General features: G+C 61.5%; 16 protein-coding genes. 11 read left to right on the forward strand and 5 right to left on the reverse strand.

Annotation, left to right across the window (positions count from 1 at the left end; translation table 11 throughout):
• Nucleotides 1–167: 167 nt before the first annotated feature.
• Entirely contained in the window at nt 168–1,088 is a 921-nt protein-coding gene (choX, locus tag ACOYXI_RS19585; RefSeq protein WP_210556203.1) for a choline ABC transporter substrate-binding protein, read from the reverse strand.
• Nucleotides 1,089–1,103: 15 nt separating this feature from the next.
• Complete coding sequence (gene betC / locus ACOYXI_RS19590) at nt 1,104–2,618, reverse strand: choline-sulfatase (RefSeq protein ID WP_461675195.1); 1,515 nt, start codon at nt 2,616–2,618, stop codon at nt 1,104–1,106.
• 114 nt (nt 2,619–2,732) lie between these two features.
• Here betC and ACOYXI_RS19595 point away from each other — a divergent pair, with 114 nt between their 5' ends.
• Nucleotides 2,733–3,683 carry a choline sulfate utilization transcriptional regulator gene (locus ACOYXI_RS19595; RefSeq protein WP_461675196.1) on the forward strand — a complete coding sequence of 317 codons (951 nt, stop codon included), beginning with the start codon at nt 2,733–2,735 and terminating at the stop codon, nt 3,681–3,683.
• 4 nt (nt 3,684–3,687) lie between these two features.
• On the opposite strand, the gene ACOYXI_RS19600 is transcribed toward ACOYXI_RS19595, so the two are convergent.
• The gene (locus ACOYXI_RS19600) at nt 3,688–4,350 is read right to left on the reverse strand and encodes an NAD(P)-dependent oxidoreductase (RefSeq protein WP_461675197.1); all 663 of its coding nucleotides are present in this window, start codon (nt 4,348–4,350) and stop codon (nt 3,688–3,690) included.
• A gap of 83 nt (nt 4,351–4,433) precedes the next feature.
• Here ACOYXI_RS19600 and ACOYXI_RS19605 point away from each other — a divergent pair, with 83 nt between their 5' ends.
• A complete protein-coding gene (locus ACOYXI_RS19605) occupies nt 4,434–4,760 on the forward strand; it encodes a DOPA 4,5-dioxygenase family protein (RefSeq protein ID WP_247269474.1) in 327 nt (108 codons plus the stop codon).
• Here ACOYXI_RS19605 and ACOYXI_RS19610 read toward each other — a convergent pair whose 3' ends face one another.
• Complete coding sequence (locus ACOYXI_RS19610) at nt 4,761–5,162, reverse strand: GFA family protein (RefSeq protein WP_461675198.1); 402 nt, start codon at nt 5,160–5,162, stop codon at nt 4,761–4,763.
• A 323-nt stretch (nt 5,163–5,485) separates the two neighbouring features.
• Here ACOYXI_RS19610 and ACOYXI_RS19615 point away from each other — a divergent pair, with 323 nt between their 5' ends.
• The 9 genes from ACOYXI_RS19615 to ACOYXI_RS19655 all read left to right on the forward strand — a co-directional run bounded on the left by ACOYXI_RS19615 (nt 5,486) and on the right by ACOYXI_RS19655 (nt 16,072).
• Nucleotides 5,486–6,793: a CitMHS family transporter gene (locus tag ACOYXI_RS19615; RefSeq protein WP_007954069.1), complete on the forward strand. Its 1,308-nt coding sequence runs from the start codon at nt 5,486–5,488 to the stop codon at nt 6,791–6,793.
• A 70-nt stretch (nt 6,794–6,863) separates the two neighbouring features.
• Complete coding sequence (locus ACOYXI_RS19620; protein ID WP_003220266.1) at nt 6,864–7,631, forward strand: TerC family protein; 768 nt, start codon at nt 6,864–6,866, stop codon at nt 7,629–7,631.
• 441 nt (nt 7,632–8,072) lie between these two features.
• Nucleotides 8,073–9,731: a Na/Pi cotransporter family protein gene (locus ACOYXI_RS19625; RefSeq protein ID WP_027610257.1), complete on the forward strand. Its 1,659-nt coding sequence runs from the start codon at nt 8,073–8,075 to the stop codon at nt 9,729–9,731.
• Between the two features lie 166 nt (nt 9,732–9,897).
• Nucleotides 9,898–11,286, forward strand: coding sequence for a M16 family metallopeptidase (locus ACOYXI_RS19630; protein ID WP_223007081.1), 1,389 nt, complete (start codon nt 9,898–9,900; stop codon nt 11,284–11,286).
• Between the two features lie 191 nt (nt 11,287–11,477).
• Nucleotides 11,478–12,506, forward strand: a complete 1,029-nt coding sequence (locus ACOYXI_RS19635) for a DUF5924 family protein (protein WP_098966454.1) — start codon at nt 11,478–11,480, stop codon at nt 12,504–12,506.
• A gap of 54 nt (nt 12,507–12,560) precedes the next feature.
• Nucleotides 12,561–13,709 (forward strand): ABC transporter permease, encoded by a 1,149-nt coding sequence (locus ACOYXI_RS19640; RefSeq protein WP_098966456.1) that lies wholly within the window; start codon nt 12,561–12,563, stop codon nt 13,707–13,709.
• Nucleotides 13,706–14,509: an ABC transporter ATP-binding protein gene (locus ACOYXI_RS19645; RefSeq protein WP_041073657.1), complete on the forward strand. Its 804-nt coding sequence runs from the start codon at nt 13,706–13,708 to the stop codon at nt 14,507–14,509. Before ACOYXI_RS19640 ends, ACOYXI_RS19645 begins: the two co-directional genes overlap by 4 nt.
• A gap of 1 nt (nt 14,510) precedes the next feature.
• Nucleotides 14,511–15,449, forward strand: a complete 939-nt coding sequence (locus tag ACOYXI_RS19650) for an MlaD family protein (protein WP_461675199.1) — start codon at nt 14,511–14,513, stop codon at nt 15,447–15,449.
• On the forward strand, nt 15,446–16,072 hold the full coding sequence (locus ACOYXI_RS19655) for an ABC-type transport auxiliary lipoprotein family protein (protein WP_027610251.1): 627 nt from the start codon (nt 15,446–15,448) through the stop codon (nt 16,070–16,072). The genes ACOYXI_RS19650 and ACOYXI_RS19655 overlap by 4 nt, the downstream gene beginning before the upstream one ends.
• 121 nt (nt 16,073–16,193) lie before the next feature.
• Here ACOYXI_RS19655 and ACOYXI_RS19660 read toward each other — a convergent pair whose 3' ends face one another.
• Complete coding sequence (locus ACOYXI_RS19660) at nt 16,194–17,423, reverse strand: nucleoside recognition domain-containing protein (protein ID WP_025112290.1); 1,230 nt, start codon at nt 17,421–17,423, stop codon at nt 16,194–16,196.
• Nucleotides 17,424–17,535: the final 112 nt, after the last annotated feature.

A 17,535-nucleotide genomic window follows, 5' to 3' on the forward strand; every position in this document is an offset into this window, starting at 1 on the left:
GACTGATCGAGGTGAAAGAGGGAAGTTCGCCGACCTGAGATATCCAGTCGAACTCAGGTTCTGAACAACATAAAGATCGGCTCCCTTCCCCCTCGCCTTCTGGGGGAGAGGGCTGGGGTGAGGGGGAAAAAATCTCAAGCCGAGCAAAATTCAAAGCCACCCCACGGTCAAAGCTTTGCCTTTACAGCCGCCAAAGCATCCTTGCCATCCACGGTCTTCACCCCCTCCAGCCACTTGTCCAGCACCGCCGGATTGGCCTTGATCCATGCCTTCACCGCATCGGCATTGCTGACTTTCTTGTTCACCACCTCAGCCATGATGCTGTTCTCCATATCCTGGGTGAACGTCAGGTTGGTCAGCAACTTGCCCACATTCGGGCAGGCCTCGGCGTAGCCTTTGCGCGTCAGGGTGTAGACGCTGCCGGTGTCGCCGAAATACTTCTCGCCGCCCTTGAGGTAATGCATCTTCAGCTGCACGTTCATCGGGTGCGGGGTCCAGCCGAGGAAGGTGACGAATTTCTGCTTCTTCACTGCCCGCGACACTTCGGCGAGCATCGCCTGTTCGCTGGATTCGATCAGCTTCCACTGGCCGAGGTCGAAGTCGTTCTTCTTGATGATTTCCTGCAGCGAGATGTTCGCTGGCGCACCGGAGCCGATGCCGTAGATCTTCTTGTCGAACTTGTCGGCGTATTTGTTCAGGTCGGCAAAGTCATGCACACCGGCGTCCCACACATAATCCGGGACGGCCAGGGTGAACTCGGTGCCGTCGAGATTCTTCGCCAGTTGCGTGACGTCACCGGTGGCGACGAACTTGTCGTAGAAGCCCTGCTGCGCCGGCATCCAGTTGCCGAGGAACACATCCACCTGACCGTCCTTCAAACCGCCGAAGGTGATCGGCACCGCGAGGGTGTCGACCTTGGCCTTGTAGCCCATGCCGTCCAGCAGAAACCCGGTGATGGCGTTGGTCGCGGCGATGTCGCTCCAGCCCGGGTCGGCCATTTTCACCGTTTCGCAGCTTTGCTCGGCGAATGCCGAGGCACTGCCCAGAGCCAGCAGGCCAATCGTCAGTGCTGTGGATAACTTGCGCATGGACTTCCCCTTACATTATTGATTTTGGCAGGGTTGTGGATAACGGGCCTTGCGCTCCAGATCGTCGAGGTCGATGTGGTTGCGCATGTATTGCTGACTGGCGTCCACCAGCGGCTGGTGATCCCAGCTCTTCAGCTTGCCGATGGTCAGGGCGTCGGCGACAAAACGTCGGCGTCGCTGGCTGCCGAGCACCTCGCGGTGAATCGCCGGGATGTCCCACTTGGCCCGCGCTTCGGCGAGAAAATCGTCGAACAGCTGGCGATGTTGCGGCGATTTGCTGAGTTCTTCGAGTTCACGCGGATCGTTGTGCACATCGAAGAGTAGGCACGGGTCGCTTTCACTGTAGATAAATTTGTAGGCGCCGCGACGGATCATCATCAGTGGACTGATGGTGCCTTCGGCCATGTATTCGCCGAATACTTCGTCATGCCCGCCCTGCCCTTGCAGATGTGATAACAGCGAACGGCCATCCAGCGGCAGGCCTGGCTCCAAGGTGCCGCCGGCCAGTTCAACGAAGGTCGGCAACAGGTCGGCGGTGGACACTGCCGCGCTAACCCGGCCGGCAGCGAACTGCCCCGGCGCACTGATCAGCAGCGGCACCCGTGCAGCCATCTCGAACCAGTGCATTTTGTACCAGAGGCCTTTCTCGCCGAGCATGTCGCCGTGGTCGCCGGAGAACACGATGATGGTGTCATCGATCAGCCCGGTATCTTCGAGGGTTTGCAGAAGTTTGCCGACGTTGGCGTCGATATAACTGCAAGCGCCGAAGTACGCACGGCGCGCATCGCGAATCTTATCCACAGGCAGCGGCTTGTCCCACAGGTCATAGACCTTGAGCAGGCGCTGCGAGTGTGGATCGAGGGAATGTTGATCCGGGGTGCTCGGCAACGGGATGTCACCGTCGTCGTACAAATCCCAGAACGCCTTGGGAATCGTGTACGGGTCGTGTGGGTGAGTCATCGAAACGGTCAGGCAGAACGGCTGATCGCCGTCCTCGCGAATGTGATCGAACAGGTATTGCTGGGCCTTGAACACCACCTCTTCGTCGAAGTCGAGCTGGTTGGTGCGCACGCACGGTCCGGCCTGCAGCACCGACGACATGTTGTGATACCAGCTCGGGCGCACGTCCGGCTCGTCCCAGTTCACCGCCCAGCCGTAGTCGGCCGGGTAGATGTCGCTGGTCAGGCGCTCTTCGTAGCCGTGCAATTGATCCGGGCCGCAGAAATGCATCTTGCCCGACAGCGCGGTGCGGTAGCCGAGGCGGCGCAGGTAATGGGCGTAGGTCGGAATATCGGCGGGGAAATCGGCGGCGTTGTCGTAGGCGCCAATCTTGCTCGGTAACTGGCCGCTGACCAGAGTGAAACGCGACGGTGCGCACAGCGGGCTGTTGCAGTAAGCGGCATCGAACACCACGCCTTGGGCGGCGAGGCGCGAAAGATTCGGCAGTTTGATTGTCGCCGGGCCGTAGATTGGCAACATTGGCGCGGCCATTTGATCGGCCATGATGAAAAGAATGTTCTTGCGCTTCATGTGATCGCGGCATTCCATAGTGAATATTTATGCGACATTGCTGCGATCGAGCATGGAGTCCACGCCCCGTCCGGTAAAGCCTGCGCCGGACAATGACTAGGATAAGCACAGCTTATGTATGACGCCCTCGGCAATCTATCCCTCGACCTGTTGCGCGCATTCGAAGCGGCGGCGCGTCATCACAGTTTTACTGCGGCGGCGGTTGAGCTGGGCACCACGCAGCCAGCGATCAGCCAGCAGATCAAGCGTCTGGAAGAACAGCTGGGAGTACGACTGTTTGACCGGATCTATCGCGGTATTGAACTGACCGAGGGCGGCGCAATCCTGTTCGAGCAGGTTCAGCTCGGTTTGCAGAATATCGACGCAGGATTGAGCGCGATCAGTGCGCAGCAGCAACACGAGGTATTGCAGGTCGCCACCGATTTCGCCTTCGCCGCCTACTGGCTGATGCCACGCCTGTACCGCTTCCACGAAGCCAACCCGAACGTCGATGTCAGCCTGGTCACCAGCGAGCGCAGCCACAACATGCTGCGCACCGACATCGATGTCGCGATCCTGTTCGGCGACGGGCGTTTCAAGCAGGGCGAAAGCCATTGGCTGTTCAGCGAGGAAGTGTTTCCGGTGTGCAGTCCGCAATTGCTCAAGGAGCGCGCCCTGCCCTTGCCCGCCCAGGCTTTGCTGGAGTTGCCGCTGCTGCACCTGCGCGGTGAAAACAGCAGCAACTGGTTTGACTGGAGCGGGCTGTTTCGCGAACTGGGCATCAGTACCCCGCCAGCACCGGGCCAATTGCGTTTCGACAATTACACCTTGTTGATTCAAGCGGCGATTGGCGGTCAGGGTGTGGCCATCGGCTGGCGCCACCTTGTGGATAACTTGCTGAGCCAAGGCTTGCTGTGTCGGCCGATCGCCGAGACCACGTTGTCGCGCCTCGGTTATTACGTGGTGCTGCCGCAACGCAAACGCCGGGGCGCGTTGATTCAGCAGTTTGTCGACTGGTTAATGGCCGAGCAGGCCAGCAGCGCCGAATCGCTCGCCGGGGTAGCGTTACCGTCGATTGCGGTTTGAAGGCTCAGCCAGTTGCGGCGACAAAATTCACATGCTGCCCCACATGCAGATTCAACCGCAGCTCATCGGCAATCCCCACCGCGACCCGGTTCAGCCGTTCCAGCGGCTCCGCCAGCCCCGGCTCCAGATTGCCGCCTACCTGACTGAAATGCTCAATGGTCAGCCCCGCCACCCCGTGCGGCGCATTCACCAGCGTCCACTGCAATGGGCTGCTTTGCAGGGCCTCGCGGATTTCTTCGGCGGCGTGGCGTTGCAGCCCGTCGTCCAGCTCCGGCTCGTCGAGCACGGCAAAATTCCCCACCAGGAACAGCCTGGAAACGTTGGCCGCTTGCAGGCCGTCGACCAATGCATCGACCGCCAGCACCTGTTCCACCGGGCCGAGCACCACGGACCTTTCCACATGGTCGCTGCTGAACGGCAACCCCGGAGCATCCAGCAGACAGATCACCGCCGAGCTGCCCGCTACGCTTTGCTTGACCCGGTCGGCATCGAACAGATCGCCGCTTTTGGTGCGCAGTCCCGGACGTGGTGCGAGTACGTTCAAATCGTCGAGAATCGCGATGACTTCGTGCTGCCGTCGCAGCATTTCAGCCATCAACGCACCGCCCAGGCTGGCCATGGCACCATAGAGCACCACTTTCACCGTCGGGGTTTCGGCATTTTTCATGGCTGATTCCTTTTTGTTGTCCCTCGTATGGCCTGTGACACGCAGCCTGCGCCGAGGGTTCGAACCGATTCAGAGGCTTTCAGATGCACGCAATCAATGGCTATCACGCCCACGTCTATTTCGACGCCGACACCATCGATCAGGCGCGCGCCTTGTGTGAACAGGCGGCGCAGTTGTTTCCCCTGAAGATGGGGCGCGTCCATGAGCGCCCGGTCGGCCCACACCCGGACTGGAGCTGCCAGTTGGCTTTCGGCCCGGAGCTGATCGGTGAGGTGTTGCCGTGGTTGGCGCTCAATCGCAAGGGGCTGGTGGTGTTCCTGCACCCGGATACCGGCGATGACTTGCTCGATCACACCGAGCATGCGATCTGGATGGGCGCGATGCGGCCGCTGGATCTGTCTATTTTTTGATCAAAGGGTTTCTTCGGGCTCGCCCGGAAGATGCTCGTCGAGATGCAGCCAGGGCAATTGGCTGTCGGTCCAGATATGCCGCGAGGCTGGTGCCAACTCCGGGTGATCCAGCGTGGCGATGGTCACATCGATGCTTTCGAGGCTGAGCTGCGTCACCAGCGCCAGCTGCGCGCCACAACGCGGACAGAAATACCGCGCGCAACTGCTCGACGAGTCGTAGCGCGATGGCGTGCCGCTCAGCCACTGGAAGCTGGCCGCCGGAACCGTGATCCACGTAGTGACGATCCCGCCGCTGACCTTGCGGCAGATCGAGCAGTGGCAGTGGGCAATGTCGTGCAACGGCCCGCTGAACTGATAGCGAATCTGTCCGCAGTGGCGGCCACCACTATGCACTTCTTCCATGTCCCTGCCCTCCCGTCCCCGAAATGATTGACTCTAGCCGCATCCGACAGCCGGTTGGCCATTCGCCTGAAGCTTTCGTCAGCGAAAGGTAGCTGAAAGGTTGCCCGATTAGGATCGCCGCCACTACCGGCAACAGACCGGTTGGCCAACGCGTGTGATCGCTCGCATGTCAGGCCCAATTAACAACAACAATGGTGATTCTGATGTCCTCTGTAGCCCGCCTTCTCGCTGAAACTCCGCCCGTACGTCTCGTGCTTCCCGTTCTGCGCTGATCCCTTCCGATCCGCTCACTCAATTAGCCGCGCTACGCCTGGAGTAATCCCATGCTGACTTTCCTTGGCTTTGCCATGGTCATCACGTTCATGTTCCTGATCATGACCAAGCGCCTGTCTGCGCTGATCGCCCTGATTATCATCCCGATCCTGTTCGCCCTGTTCGGTGGTTTCGCGCCGAAGATCGGCCCGATGATGCTCGAAGGCATCACCAAGCTTGCGCCGACCGGCGTGATGCTGATGTTCGCCATTCTGTACTTCGCCCTGATGATCGACTCCGGCCTGTTCGACCCGGCCGTGCGCAAGATCCTCAAACTGGTCAAGGGCGACCCGTTGAAAGTTTCGGTCGGTACCGCCGTGCTGGCGCTCGTCGTTTCCCTCGATGGTGACGGCGCGACCACTTACATGATCTGCGTGGCCGCCATGCTGCCGCTGTACAGCCGCATCGGCATGAGCCCGCGGATCATGGCCGGTCTGATCATCCTCGCCGGTGGCGTGATGAACATGACCCCGTGGGGCGGCCCGACCGCTCGCGCCGCCAGTGCGCTGCATGTGGATCCGTCGGACATCTTCGTACCAATGATCCCGGCGATGGCCGCCGGTGTGGTGGCGATCCTGATCATTGCCTACTTCTACGGCAAACGTGAGCGTGCGCGTCTGGGCGAGCTGCACCTGATCGGCGACGAGATTGATCACAGTGAAATCAGCGTCTCGCAGTTCCCCGATGCCCGCCGTCCGAAGCTGATCTGGTTCAACGGCCTGCTGACCCTGGCGCTGATGTGCACCCTGATCGCCGGCCTGCTGCCGCTGCCGGTGCTGTTCATGGTGGCGTTCAGTATCGCGATGATCGTCAACTACCCATGCCTGCAAATGCAGAAGGACCGCGTTGCGGCCCATGCCGGCAGCGTGCTGTCGGTGGTCAGTCTGATTTTCGCTGCGGGTATCTTCACCGGTATCCTGTCCGGAACCGGCATGGTCGACGCCATGTCGAAAAGTCTGCTGGCAGTGATTCCGGACTTCCTCGGCCCGTACCTGGCGGTGATCACGGCGCTGGTGAGCATGCCGTTCACGTTCTTCATGTCGAACGACGCGTTCTACTACGGCGTGTTGCCGGTGCTCTCCGAAGCGGCCAGCCATTACGGCATCACCGCAGTGGAAATGGCCCGTGCCTCGATCGTCGGTCAGCCCGTCCACTTGCTCAGCCCGCTGGTACCGTCGACCTACCTGCTGGTGGCGCTGGCCGGCATCGAGTTCGGTGATCACCAACGTTTCACCCTGAAGTGGGCAGTGCTGGTCTGCCTGTGCATACTGGTGGCCGCCTTGCTGCTGGGGACGTTCCCGCTGTTCAGCACGTTGTAACGGCATTCACTCACCATGACGCCAGCTGCTTGCTGGCGTCATGGTTTAACACTCGCTCAAAGGAATACACATGGATTGGCTGACCAACCCCGAAATCTGGGTTGCCTTCTTTACCCTGACCGCCCTGGAAATCGTTCTGGGCATCGATAACATCATCATGATTTCGATCCTGGTCAGCCGCATGCCCAAGCACATGCAGCAGCGCACGCGGATCTTCGGCCTGGGCCTGGCGATGATCACGCGGATCCTGTTGCTGCTGTCGATCACCTGGGTCATGCGCCTCACCGCCGACCTGTTCGTGGTGTTCGGCCAGGGTATTTCCGGGCGCGACCTGATCCTGTTCTTCGGTGGCCTGTTCCTGCTGTGGAAGAGCTCGCAGGAGATGTACCACGCGCTGGAAGGCGAAGACGAAACAGGCGACGAGCCTTCGGGCAAGGGCGGCAACTTCCTCTACACCATCATCCAGATTGCGATCATCGACATCGTGTTCTCGCTGGACTCGGTAATCACCGCCGTCGGCATGGTCTCCCATGTGCCGGTGATGGTCGCGGCAATCGTCGTCGCCGTGCTGGTGATGATGGCGGCCTCGGGCAAGATCAGCGAATTCATCGACAAGCACCCGTCGCTGAAGATGCTGGCGCTGTCGTTCCTGCTGGTGGTCGGTACCGTACTGATCGCCGAGTCGTTCGATGTGCATGTGCCGAAAGGCTACGTCTACTTCGCCATGGCGTTCTCGCTGGCGGTGGAAGCGATCAACATCAAACTGCGCGGCGCGATGGCCCGGAAGAAACAGCAGCAGGATCCGGTGAAACTGCGCAAGGATGTTCCGGGGCAATAACCCGGTAGTCCTGAATCACGCAACACCCCTGTGGGAGCGAGCCTGCTCGCGAAGACGGAGTGTCAGTCGACAACAATGTTGGCTGATCCACCGCTTTCGCGGGCAGGCTCGCTCCCACAGTTGTTTAGGGGTACTGAAGAATCTGGGGCAGCCGTAATACCTGTAGGAGTGAGCCTGCTCGCGATAGCGGTCCGTCAGTCAGCAACGATGTTGAAGCTGGTCGCCCTATCGCGAGCAGGCTCACTCCTACAGGGGACCGCGGTGATTTCAGATGAGGTGGATGAACCTGTTTTCATGACACTTTTGTTTCAATCCGCACTTTAGCTGTGCAATGCTGGCGCCCAGTCCTTTAGCCAACTACAGCTTAAGTATCAAAAACGTAGAAACCGCGCGGTACCGTCAACTTGCCCCTTTGGGGCTCTGCAACTACAGGGGGTCTGCATGCTCACCCTGCTCAATTTGCTGTCTGCCGTGGCCCTGCTGATCTGGGGCACGCACATCGTCCGAACCGGCATCCTGCGGGTGTACGGCACCAATCTGCGCCATGTGATCGGCCAGAACATGTCCAAACGCTGGCTCGCGTTCGTCGCCGGCATCGTCGTGACTGCGATGGTGCAGAGCAGCAACGCCACGGCCATGCTCGTCACCTCCTTCGTTGGTCAGGGCTTGATGGCGCTGACCCCGGCGCTGGCGACCATGCTTGGCGCCGACGTCGGTACGGCGCTGATGGCGCGGGTGCTGACCTTTGACCTGTCGTGGCTGTCGCCGCTGCTGATTTTCCTCGGGGTGATTTTCTTTCTGTCGCGCAAACAGACGCGGCTCGGGCAGATGGGCCGGGTCAGCATCGGTCTGGGGCTGATCATTCTCGCGCTGCAACTGATCGTCGAGGCCGCCGCACCGATTACCCACGCCCAAGGGGTGAAGGTGATCTTTGCTTCGCTGACCGGCGACATCCTCCTCGACGCCCTGGTTGGTGCGTTGTTCGCGATGATTTCCTATTCCAGCCTCGCCGCTGTGCTACTGACCGCGACGCTGGCCGGTGCCAGCGTGATCAGCCTGCCGGTGGCGATCGGTCTGGTGATCGGCGCCAACATCGGCAGCGGCGTGCTGGCGTTCATGAGCACCAGCATGCAGAACGCGGCCGGGCGGCAAGTGGCGCTGGGCAGCCTGCTGTACAAACTGATCGGTCTGCTGCTGATCATCCCGGTGCTCGATCCGCTGGTGCACTGGATGGACGGCCTGGATTTCAGTCCGCAGGAAATGGTCATTGGTTTCCACTTGCTCTACAACACCGCGCGCTGCCTGATCCTGCTGCCCAGCGTCGCGCCGATGGCACGCCTGTGTGCCTGGCTGCTGCCGGAGCGCCCGGAGGTCAACGGCACCGCCAAGCCGCGGCATCTCGATGCGACGGCGCTGGTCACCCCGAGCCTGGCGCTGGCCAACGCGGCCCGCGAGACCCTGCGCATGGGCGACCTGATCGACAACATGCTCGACGCGATGCTCGATGTGCTGCGCGGCAAGCAGACCGCCATTACCCAGGAAATGCGCCGACTGACCGATGACGTCGAAGCGCTGTACAGCGCGATCAAGCTGTATCTGGCGCAAATGCCCCGCGAGGATCTCGGCGAACAGGACAGTCGGCGCTGGGCAGAGACCATCGAATTGGCGATCAACCTGAAACTGGCCAGCGACCTGATCGAACGCATGCTGCGCAAGGTGCAGCAGCAGAAGACCTCCCAGCGTCGGTCGTTTTCCGAAGAGGGCCTGGAGGATCTGGCCGGGCTGCATCAGCAACTGATCGCCAACCTGCGCCTCGGCCTGTCAGTGTTCCTCAGCGGCGACAAGGAAAGCGCCCGTCAGCTGTTGCGCGAGAAACGTCGCTTTCGCGCACAGGAACGGCGTCTGGCCCATGCCCATGTCAGCCGTTTGCAACGTAAGATCGTGCAGAGTCTGGAAACCAGTTCGCTGCATCTGGAGCTGATTGCGGATATGAAGCGCTTGAATTCGCTGTTTTGCAGCAGTGCTTACGTGGTGCTGGAAACGGCGGATACCGGGGCGCTGGAAGCGGATGATATTGCCGACATTACGCATTCGCCTTGAACGTCTGGGGCTGGGGTCAGTCAGTAACATTGATTCAGCCTTAAGACCTTCGCGAGCAAGCTCGCTCCCACATTTGAAATGCATTCCCCTGTGGGAGCGAGCTTGCTCGCGAATGCCGGCCTGAATAGCGACACGGATCTCCAAATCAGCCGTATGGAAGCCTGTTATGCGTTGCCTGTTGTTCGCCTGTCTGTTGCTCGGTTCCCTGCCCGCCTTCGCCGTTGATCGCTTTCAGGTCGAAGGCTACGCGCTGCCCAACGGTTTGCAGCTGTTGCTCAAACCCGGCACCGAGCGCGGGCATGTGGCGATTCGTCTGGTGGTGGGCGTCGGTCTCGACGATTTCGACTGCGATGAAAAAGAGCTGCCGCACCTGCTTGAGCACCTGCTGTTCAGCGGCGTCGATGCCACCGGTGAAGGCGGTCTCGAGGAGCGCATGCAGGCGCTGGGCGGTGAGTGGAACGCGTTCACCAGCAACGCCGACACCACGTTCGTCATCGAAGCCCCGGCAAAGAATCAGCGCAAGGTCCTCGACCTGTTGCTCGACCTTTTGACCCAGACCCGCATCGACGACAACGCGATCAACGCTGCCAAACGTGTGGTCGAGCGCGAGGACGGCGGCCATTACACGCGCCTGCAACGCTTTCTCGACCGCCAGGATCTGGGCCACACCGCGAGCAATCAACTGGCGGTGGAATTGGGCCTGAAATGCCCGCAGCGGGCCGAGGTCGGTCACCTGACCCAGAAGCAACTGGAGAAGGTGCGCAAGACCTGGTACGCGCCGAACAACATGACCCTGATCGTCGTCGGTGAACTCGACAAACTGCTGCCGGCCTATCTGGAACGCACCTGGGGCGCGCTTGAAGCGGTGGACCCGGCGGAGCACCGTGAGCTGCCGGACATCCGCACCAGCGCCGCCCATGAACGCAACCTCACCCGCGGCTTCATCGGCGACAGCGCCAAGTTGCACTGGCTGGTGCCGGAGCCGATGCTCGACGATCAGTACGACGAGACCTTCGACATCCTCAAGGACTACCTCGACTGGGCGCTGTACCGGCAGATTCGCCTGAATCACGGCCTGTCCTACGGGCCATGGGCCGAGCGTGAAGTGTTTGGCGGGGTCGGCTTCATGAGCCTCAACGCTGACGTGGATCGCGATGACCTCGCCGAAGCCCAACAGGTGCTGGAAGACCTCAAGGCCGACCTGCTGAAAAACGGCCTCGACCCGGACACCTTCGCCCGGATCAAACAAGCCGCCATCGCCCATCAGGCCTGGGCGGTACAGGGCAACAGTGCCATGGCGGATTACTACTGGAGCGCACTGGGCGATTACGAGGACGGGCGCTTTGCCAACCCGGCCCGCGAGCTGCAAGGCGTGACCCTGGAAACGGCAAACAAGGCCATGCGCGAGTTGCTGTTGCAACCGGGGTATCTGCGGATCGAGAAGCCGTTGCTTAGTGATGATCAAGTGTTGTGGCTGATTGCCGGTGGCCTGGGCGTGGTGTTGCTGGTGCTGATTGGCTGGCGGTTGCACCGTCGTAAGCCAGCCAAACACTGAACCTGTGGGAGCGGGCTTGCTCGCGAATGCGGTGTGTCATTCAGCAATGATGTCGACTGACACGGCCCCTTCGCGAGCAAGCCCGCTCCCACAGGGATCTGTGGTGATTTTACTGACCGGTAGCCTCGCCACGTCGCCTGGCGGACGGTACTCTGTCGAGGTTTTTTCCTACTCAGTCGTGAACCCCCAACATGCAGAAAATCCCCCTCCTGATCCAGCGCATTCTCGAGCTGATGAAGCGCTATCCCGGGGTGATTGCGCTTGGCGGTTTCATCTCCGGGGTCGGCAGTTTCATTCTGGTCGATCGCCAGCAAGGGCTGGCGAGCTGGATCACCATCATCATGCTGCTGAGCTGGATCTGGCTGATGCTGGAGAACACCCTGACCGGCCTGTTCACGCGCATCTTCAAGCGGGAGATCCCCCAGCCGCTGCTGCGTTACGCGACGCAGATGATTCATCAGGAAAGCCTGTTTTTCGTCCTGCCGTTCTTCTTCATCACCACCACCTGGAACAGCGGCCAACTGATCTTCACCGGCCTGCTGTGCATCGCCGCGCTGATCTCGATTGTCGATCCGCTCTATTACAAATGGCTGGCGCCACGGCGCTGGGCTTTTCTCGCGTTGCACACCCTGACCCTGTTCGCCGCCCTGCTCACCGCGCTGCCGGTGATCATGCACCTGACCACCGCGCAAAGTTTCAAATGGGCACTGGGCACGGCGGTGGTGTTGTCATTCCCGAGCCTGGCGTCGATCTTCCCGATCCGCACGGTGCGCAACGCGCTGGCCATTCTGTGCATTACCGTCGGCATAGGCGCGGTCGGCTGGACCCTGCGCTCGTGGGTGCCGCCGGCGACGCTGTGGATGACCGACGTGGCGATCAGCACTCAGTTGCAGGATCGCACCCCGGGCGACAGCCTCGAACAGGTCAGCGCCGAGCAGATCCGCAACGGCGGTCTCTACGCCTACACCGCAATCAACGCGCCGCGCGGGCTGGATGAGCGGATCTACCACGTGTGGCAGTTCGACGGCAAAGAGGTCGACCGCATCGCTCTCGATATCCACGGCGGGCGCAAGGAAGGTTACCGGGCGTGGACGCACAAGCAGAACTTCCCCGGCAACCCGGCGGGCAAGTGGCAGGTGCGGGTGCTGACTGAAGACGGTCAGGTGATCGGCGTACTGCGTTTCGAAGTGACCGACAGCACAGCGATCAAAGAAAAGTAATCCGGTTCGTGCTATTACGTTAGTTCGCTTAATAGCCGGACAAGCACGGAGCTTATGATCAGCAGCTCAATGAGCGGTAATGCCCAACTGGACACGTCAATCAGCCCTGCCCGCCTGCGGGTTTCCGGGGACTGGACGCTTGCCCATTACGCCGACCTCAAGCACCTGACCGAAAAACTGACCGGCCAGTACGACGCCAATACCGTGGTCGACCTCAACAGCCTCGGTGCGCTCGACACTGCGGGCGCTTCGTTGCTGGTGGAACTGCTCGGTTCCGAGCGTCTGGGCAAATCCGCCGAACACCCCGACTGCACGATTTCCCAGGCTGACCGCGCGCTGCTGCAGACTGTGTATCGCTCGCTGACTGATTTCTGTGTGCCGGTCAAAGAGCCGGAAGTCAGTGTCAGCGTGCAACTGCTGACCCGCATCGGGCGCGCGGTGGAAACGGTCTGGCAGGACACCCTGCAAGTGCTGGGCTTCATCGGCCTGATCCTCGAAACCATCGCCCGCAATCTGCTGCGCCCCAAGCGTTGGCGCATCACCCCCGTCGTCGCCCACATCGAACAGACCGGTCTCGACGCTGCGCCGATCGTGGCGCTGCTGACTTTTCTGGTCGGTGCGGTGGTGGCGTTTCTCGGCGCCACGGTGCTCGCCAGTTTCGGTGCGACGATATTCACCGTGGATCTGGTGGGTTTTTCCTTTCTGCGCGAGTTCGGTGTGCTGCTCACGGCGATCCTGATGGCCGGGCGCACCGCCAGCGCGTTCACCGCGCAGATCGGTTCGATGAAGGCCAACGAGGAGATCGACGCGATCCGCACCCTCGGCCTCGACCCGATGGAGCTGCTGGTGGTGCCGCGCGTGCTGGCGATGCTGGTGGCGCTACCGATGCTGACGTTTCTGGCGATGCTCTGCGGGATCATCGGCGGTGGCGTGGTGTGCGCGGTGTCGCTGGGGATTTCGCCGGCGATGTTTCTCTCGCTGCTGCAGAGCGACATCGGCATTCAGCACTTTCTGGTCGGCCTGGTGAAAGCGCCGATCTTTGCCTTCCTGATCGCCACGATCGGTTGCCTGGAAGGCTTCAAGGTCAGCGGCAGCGCCGAATCGGTCGGTGCGCACACCACGTCAGCCGTGGTGCAGTCGATTTTCGTGGTGATCGTGCTCGATGCGGTGGCTGCGCTGTTCTTCATGGAGATGGGCTGGTGAGTCGTCTACCCCGCGCGCCCTCGGAGGCGGTGATCGAAGTCCGTGGCCTGTGCAATCGCTTTGGCAGCCAGAGCGTGCACGAGAATCTCGATCTGGATTTGTACAAAGGTGAAATCCTCGCCGTGGTCGGCGGCTCCGGCAGCGGTAAATCGGTACTGTTGCGCAGCATTGTCGGTCTGCGCCGGCCCAGCGAAGGCAACGTGAAGGTGTTCGGGCAAAACCTGCCGAGCCTGTCCGAGCATGAGCGTTCGCTGGTCGAGCGGCGCTTTGGTGTGTTGTTCCAGAAAGGCGCGCTGTTCTCCTCGCTGACGGTGACCGAAAACGTCGCCCTGCCGCTGATCGAACACGCCGGCCTGAGCCGCAACGACGCCGAGCATCTGGCGGCGGTGAAGCTGGCGCTGGCCGGGCTGCCGTTGTCGGCGGCGGACAAATACCCGGCTTCGCTGTCCGGCGGGATGATCAAGCGCGCTGCGCTGGCGCGGGCCCTTGCGCTGGATCCGGACATCCTGTTTCTCGACGAACCCACCGCCGGCCTCGATCCGATTGGCGCGGCGCAGTTCGATCAACTGATCCTGACCCTGCGCGATGCGCTGGGCCTGAGCGTGTTTCTGGTGACCCACGACCTCGACACGCTCTACACCATCACCGACCGCGTGGCGGTGCTGGCGCAGAAGAAAGTGCTGGTGGCCGGCCCTATCGATGTGGTCTCGGAAACCGACGACGCGTGGATTCACGAATATTTCCACGGCCCGCGTGGCCGCTCGGCGCTGGACGCCGCCAAATTGCTCAACGAGGTCTGACATGGAAACCCGAGCCCATCATGTGTTGATCGGCCTGTTCTCAGTGATTGTCGTGGCAGGCGCCCTGCTCTTCGGCCTGTGGCTGGCCAAGTCCAGCGTCGACAGCGAGTTCAAGGATTATGAAGTGGTCTTCAACGAGGCGGTCAGCGGCCTGTCCAAGGGCAGCCCCGTGCAGTACAGCGGGATCAAGGTTGGTGACGTGGTCAGCCTGCGTCTCGACCCGAAAGACCCACGCCGAGTGCTGGCGCGGATTCGTCTGGGTGGGGACACCCCGGTCAAGGAAGACACCCAGGCCAAACTGGCACTGGCCGGGATCACCGGGACTTCGATCATCCAGCTCAGCGGCGGCACTCCAGAAAGTCCGAAGCTGCGTGGGCATGACGGCGAGCTGCCGACCATCGTCGCGGCGCCCTCGCCCATTTCCCGGCTGCTCAACGACAGCAACGACCTGATGACTGGCATCACCGCGCTGCTGAGCAACGCTAACCAGATGTTCTCCCCGGAGAACGTCGAGCGCGTCAGCAACACCTTGGCGCATCTGGAGCAGACCACCGGTTCGATCAACGATCAGCGCGGCGACCTACGTCAGGCCATGCAGCAACTGGCGAGCGTCGGCAAGCAGGCCGGCAGCATGCTCGAGCAAACTTCGGCGCTGATGCGCAGCGCCAACGGCCTGCTCAACGATCAGGGCAAGCAGGCGCTGGGCAGTGCCGAGCAGGCGATGAAGTCGCTGGAACAGAGCAGCGCCACCATCAACGGCCTGCTGAGCAAGAACCAGAACTCCCTCGACAACGGTATGCAGGGCCTCAATGGCTTGGCGCCGGCGATCCGCGAACTGCGCGAGACCCTGACCTCGCTGCGCGGCATCTCCCAACGGCTTGAGGCCAACCCCAGCGGCTACCTGCTGGGCAGTGACAAGAACAAGGAATTCACCCCATGAAGCTGATTCACTTTGCTCTCCTCGCCAGCCTCGCTTTGACCAGTGCCTGCTCGATCCTGCCCAAGGCCGAACCTTCGGACGTCTATCGCCTGCCCGCTGCGCAAGCGCCCGCCTCAGCCAGTTTGGCGGCGACCCAGCACTGGTCGCTGCGCCTGAACAAGTTGCAGGCCAGCGAAGCGCTGAACCGGCCGAACATCGCGGTGATTCCACAGGGTGACGTGATCAGCAGCTACAAAGCCTCGCGCTGGAGCGATCCGGCACCGGTGCTGGTGCGTAATCGGCTGCTGGATGGTTTTGCCCGGGATGGTCGGGTGACGCTGCTCAGCACCGATGACAGTAACTTCGCTGCGGATCTGGAACTGGGCGGCAGCTTGCAGGCATTTCAGACCGAGTATCAGGGCAATCAGGCCAGCGTCGTGGTGCGGGTCGATGCGCTGCTGGTGCGCGGCTATGACCAGAAGATTCTCGCCAGCCGCCGCTTCGAAGAGCGTCAGCCGTTGAACGATGTGCAGGTGCCAGCGGTGGTGGCGGGGTTTGGACAGGCCAGTGATCGGCTGACGGCCAAGGTTGTCGCTTGGGCTGTTCAGCAAGGCCAGCAATTCACCCAACAACCCAGACCTTAAACCTTGTGCATAACCCCTGTGGGAGCGGGCTTGCTCGCGAAGGCGGTGTGTCAGTCAATATACAGGTCGACTGACCCACCGCTTTCGCGAGCAAGCCCGCTCCCACAATGGGGATTCGTGGTTAACCGAAGAACCAGTAGCAGACGCCGATGGCGCCGAGTACGCCGGCCAATTCGGCCAGCAGCGCGCATCCAACGGCGTGCCTTGCGCGCTGAATCCCCACCGCACCGAAATACACCGCCAGCACATAGAAGGTGGTCTCGGTGCTGCCCTGAATCGTCGCCGCCACCAGTGACGGGAAGCTGTCGACGCCGGAGGTCTTCATGGTCTCGATCAGCATCGCCCGTGCGGCGCTGCCGGAAAACGGTTTGACCATCGCCGTCGGCAACGCATCGACAAAACGCGTATCCCACCCGGCCCACTGCACCAGATGCCGAATGCCATCCAGACCAAAGTCCAGCGCGCCCGAGGCACGCAGCACGCCAATCGCGCAGAGCATCGCCACCAGATACGGCAGCAGGTTCTTGGCGACGTCGAAGCCCTCCTTCGCGCCCTCGACGAACGCTTCGTAAACCTTGACCTTGCGTAACGCGCCGATCACCAGGAACAGCATGATCAGGCCGAACAGCGTCAGGTTGCCAAGGATCGACGACAGCCCGGCCAGCGCCGTGGCCGACATCGTCGCCAGCAGCGCCATGAAGCCGCCGAGGATCAGTGCGCCGGGAATCAGATAGGCCAGCACCACCGGGTCCCAGATACGCAGGCGCTGCATGAATGCCACCGAAAGGAAGCCGACGATGGTCGAGCAACTGGTCGCCAACAGGATCGGCAGAAACACCAGGGTCGGGTCCGGTGCGCCTTGCTGGGCGCGGTACATGAAGATTGTCACCGGCAACAGGGTCAGCGACGAGGCGTTGAGCACCAGGAACAGGATCTGCGCGTTGCTGGCGATGGTCGCGCTGGGGTTGAGCTCCTGCAGCGCCTTCATGGCCTTGAGGCCGATCGGCGTGGCGGCGTTGTCCAGGCCCAGGCCGTTGGCGGCGAAGTTCAGGGTAATCAGACCGAGCGCCGGGTGCCCGGCCGGAACTTCCGGCATCAGCCGCAGGAACAGCGGGCCGAGCACCTTGGCCAGCCACTCGACGATCCCGGCCTTCTCGGCGATGCGCAGAAAGCCCAGCCACAGGGTCAGCGTGCCGAACAGCAGCACCATGACCTCGACCGAGAGTTTGGCCATGGCGAAAATGCTTTCCACCATCGCCGCGAAAATCCCGGCGTTGCCACCGACCAGCCACTGCACCAGCGCAGATATTGCTGCCACGACGAAGAAGCCAAGCCACAGGCCATTAAGCATCAGTCAAATCCCCCGGAAGATGCGGCGAATGATAGCGGGGTCGCCAGAAACGACAAACCCCGGATTGCTCCGGGGTTTGTTGGTAAGGCTTGCATCAGTCACTGTGGGAGCG

This window comes from Pseudomonas sp. G3-19 (genome assembly GCF_054855875.1).

Excerpts from the sequence above, each read along its gene's own strand:
- choX (WP_210556203.1), bottom strand. The coding sequence starts at position 1,088 with ATGCGCAAGTTATCCACAGCACTGACGATTGGCCTGCTGGCTCTGGGC.
- betC (WP_461675195.1), bottom strand. The coding sequence starts at position 2,618 with ATGAAGCGCAAGAACATTCTTTTCATCATGGCCGATCAAATGGCCGCG.
- ACOYXI_RS19605 (WP_247269474.1), top strand. The coding sequence starts at position 4,434 with ATGCACGCAATCAATGGCTATCACGCCCACGTCTATTTCGACGCCGAC.
- ACOYXI_RS19615 (WP_007954069.1), top strand. The coding sequence starts at position 5,486 with ATGCTGACTTTCCTTGGCTTTGCCATGGTCATCACGTTCATGTTCCTG.
- ACOYXI_RS19635 (WP_098966454.1), top strand. The coding sequence starts at position 11,478 with ATGCAGAAAATCCCCCTCCTGATCCAGCGCATTCTCGAGCTGATGAAG.
- ACOYXI_RS19660 (WP_025112290.1), bottom strand. The coding sequence starts at position 17,423 with ATGCTTAATGGCCTGTGGCTTGGCTTCTTCGTCGTGGCAGCAATATCT.
- ACOYXI_RS19610 (WP_461675198.1), bottom strand. The coding sequence starts at position 5,162 with ATGGAAGAAGTGCATAGTGGTGGCCGCCACTGCGGACAGATTCGCTAT.
- ACOYXI_RS19595 (WP_461675196.1), top strand. The coding sequence starts at position 2,733 with ATGTATGACGCCCTCGGCAATCTATCCCTCGACCTGTTGCGCGCATTC.
- ACOYXI_RS19620 (WP_003220266.1), top strand. The coding sequence starts at position 6,864 with ATGGATTGGCTGACCAACCCCGAAATCTGGGTTGCCTTCTTTACCCTG.
- ACOYXI_RS19630 (WP_223007081.1), top strand. The coding sequence starts at position 9,898 with ATGCGTTGCCTGTTGTTCGCCTGTCTGTTGCTCGGTTCCCTGCCCGCC.
- ACOYXI_RS19655 (WP_027610251.1), top strand. The coding sequence starts at position 15,446 with ATGAAGCTGATTCACTTTGCTCTCCTCGCCAGCCTCGCTTTGACCAGT.
- ACOYXI_RS19600 (WP_461675197.1), bottom strand. The coding sequence starts at position 4,350 with ATGAAAAATGCCGAAACCCCGACGGTGAAAGTGGTGCTCTATGGTGCC.
- ACOYXI_RS19625 (WP_027610257.1), top strand. The coding sequence starts at position 8,073 with ATGCTCACCCTGCTCAATTTGCTGTCTGCCGTGGCCCTGCTGATCTGG.
- ACOYXI_RS19650 (WP_461675199.1), top strand. The coding sequence starts at position 14,511 with ATGGAAACCCGAGCCCATCATGTGTTGATCGGCCTGTTCTCAGTGATT.
- ACOYXI_RS19640 (WP_098966456.1), top strand. The coding sequence starts at position 12,561 with ATGATCAGCAGCTCAATGAGCGGTAATGCCCAACTGGACACGTCAATC.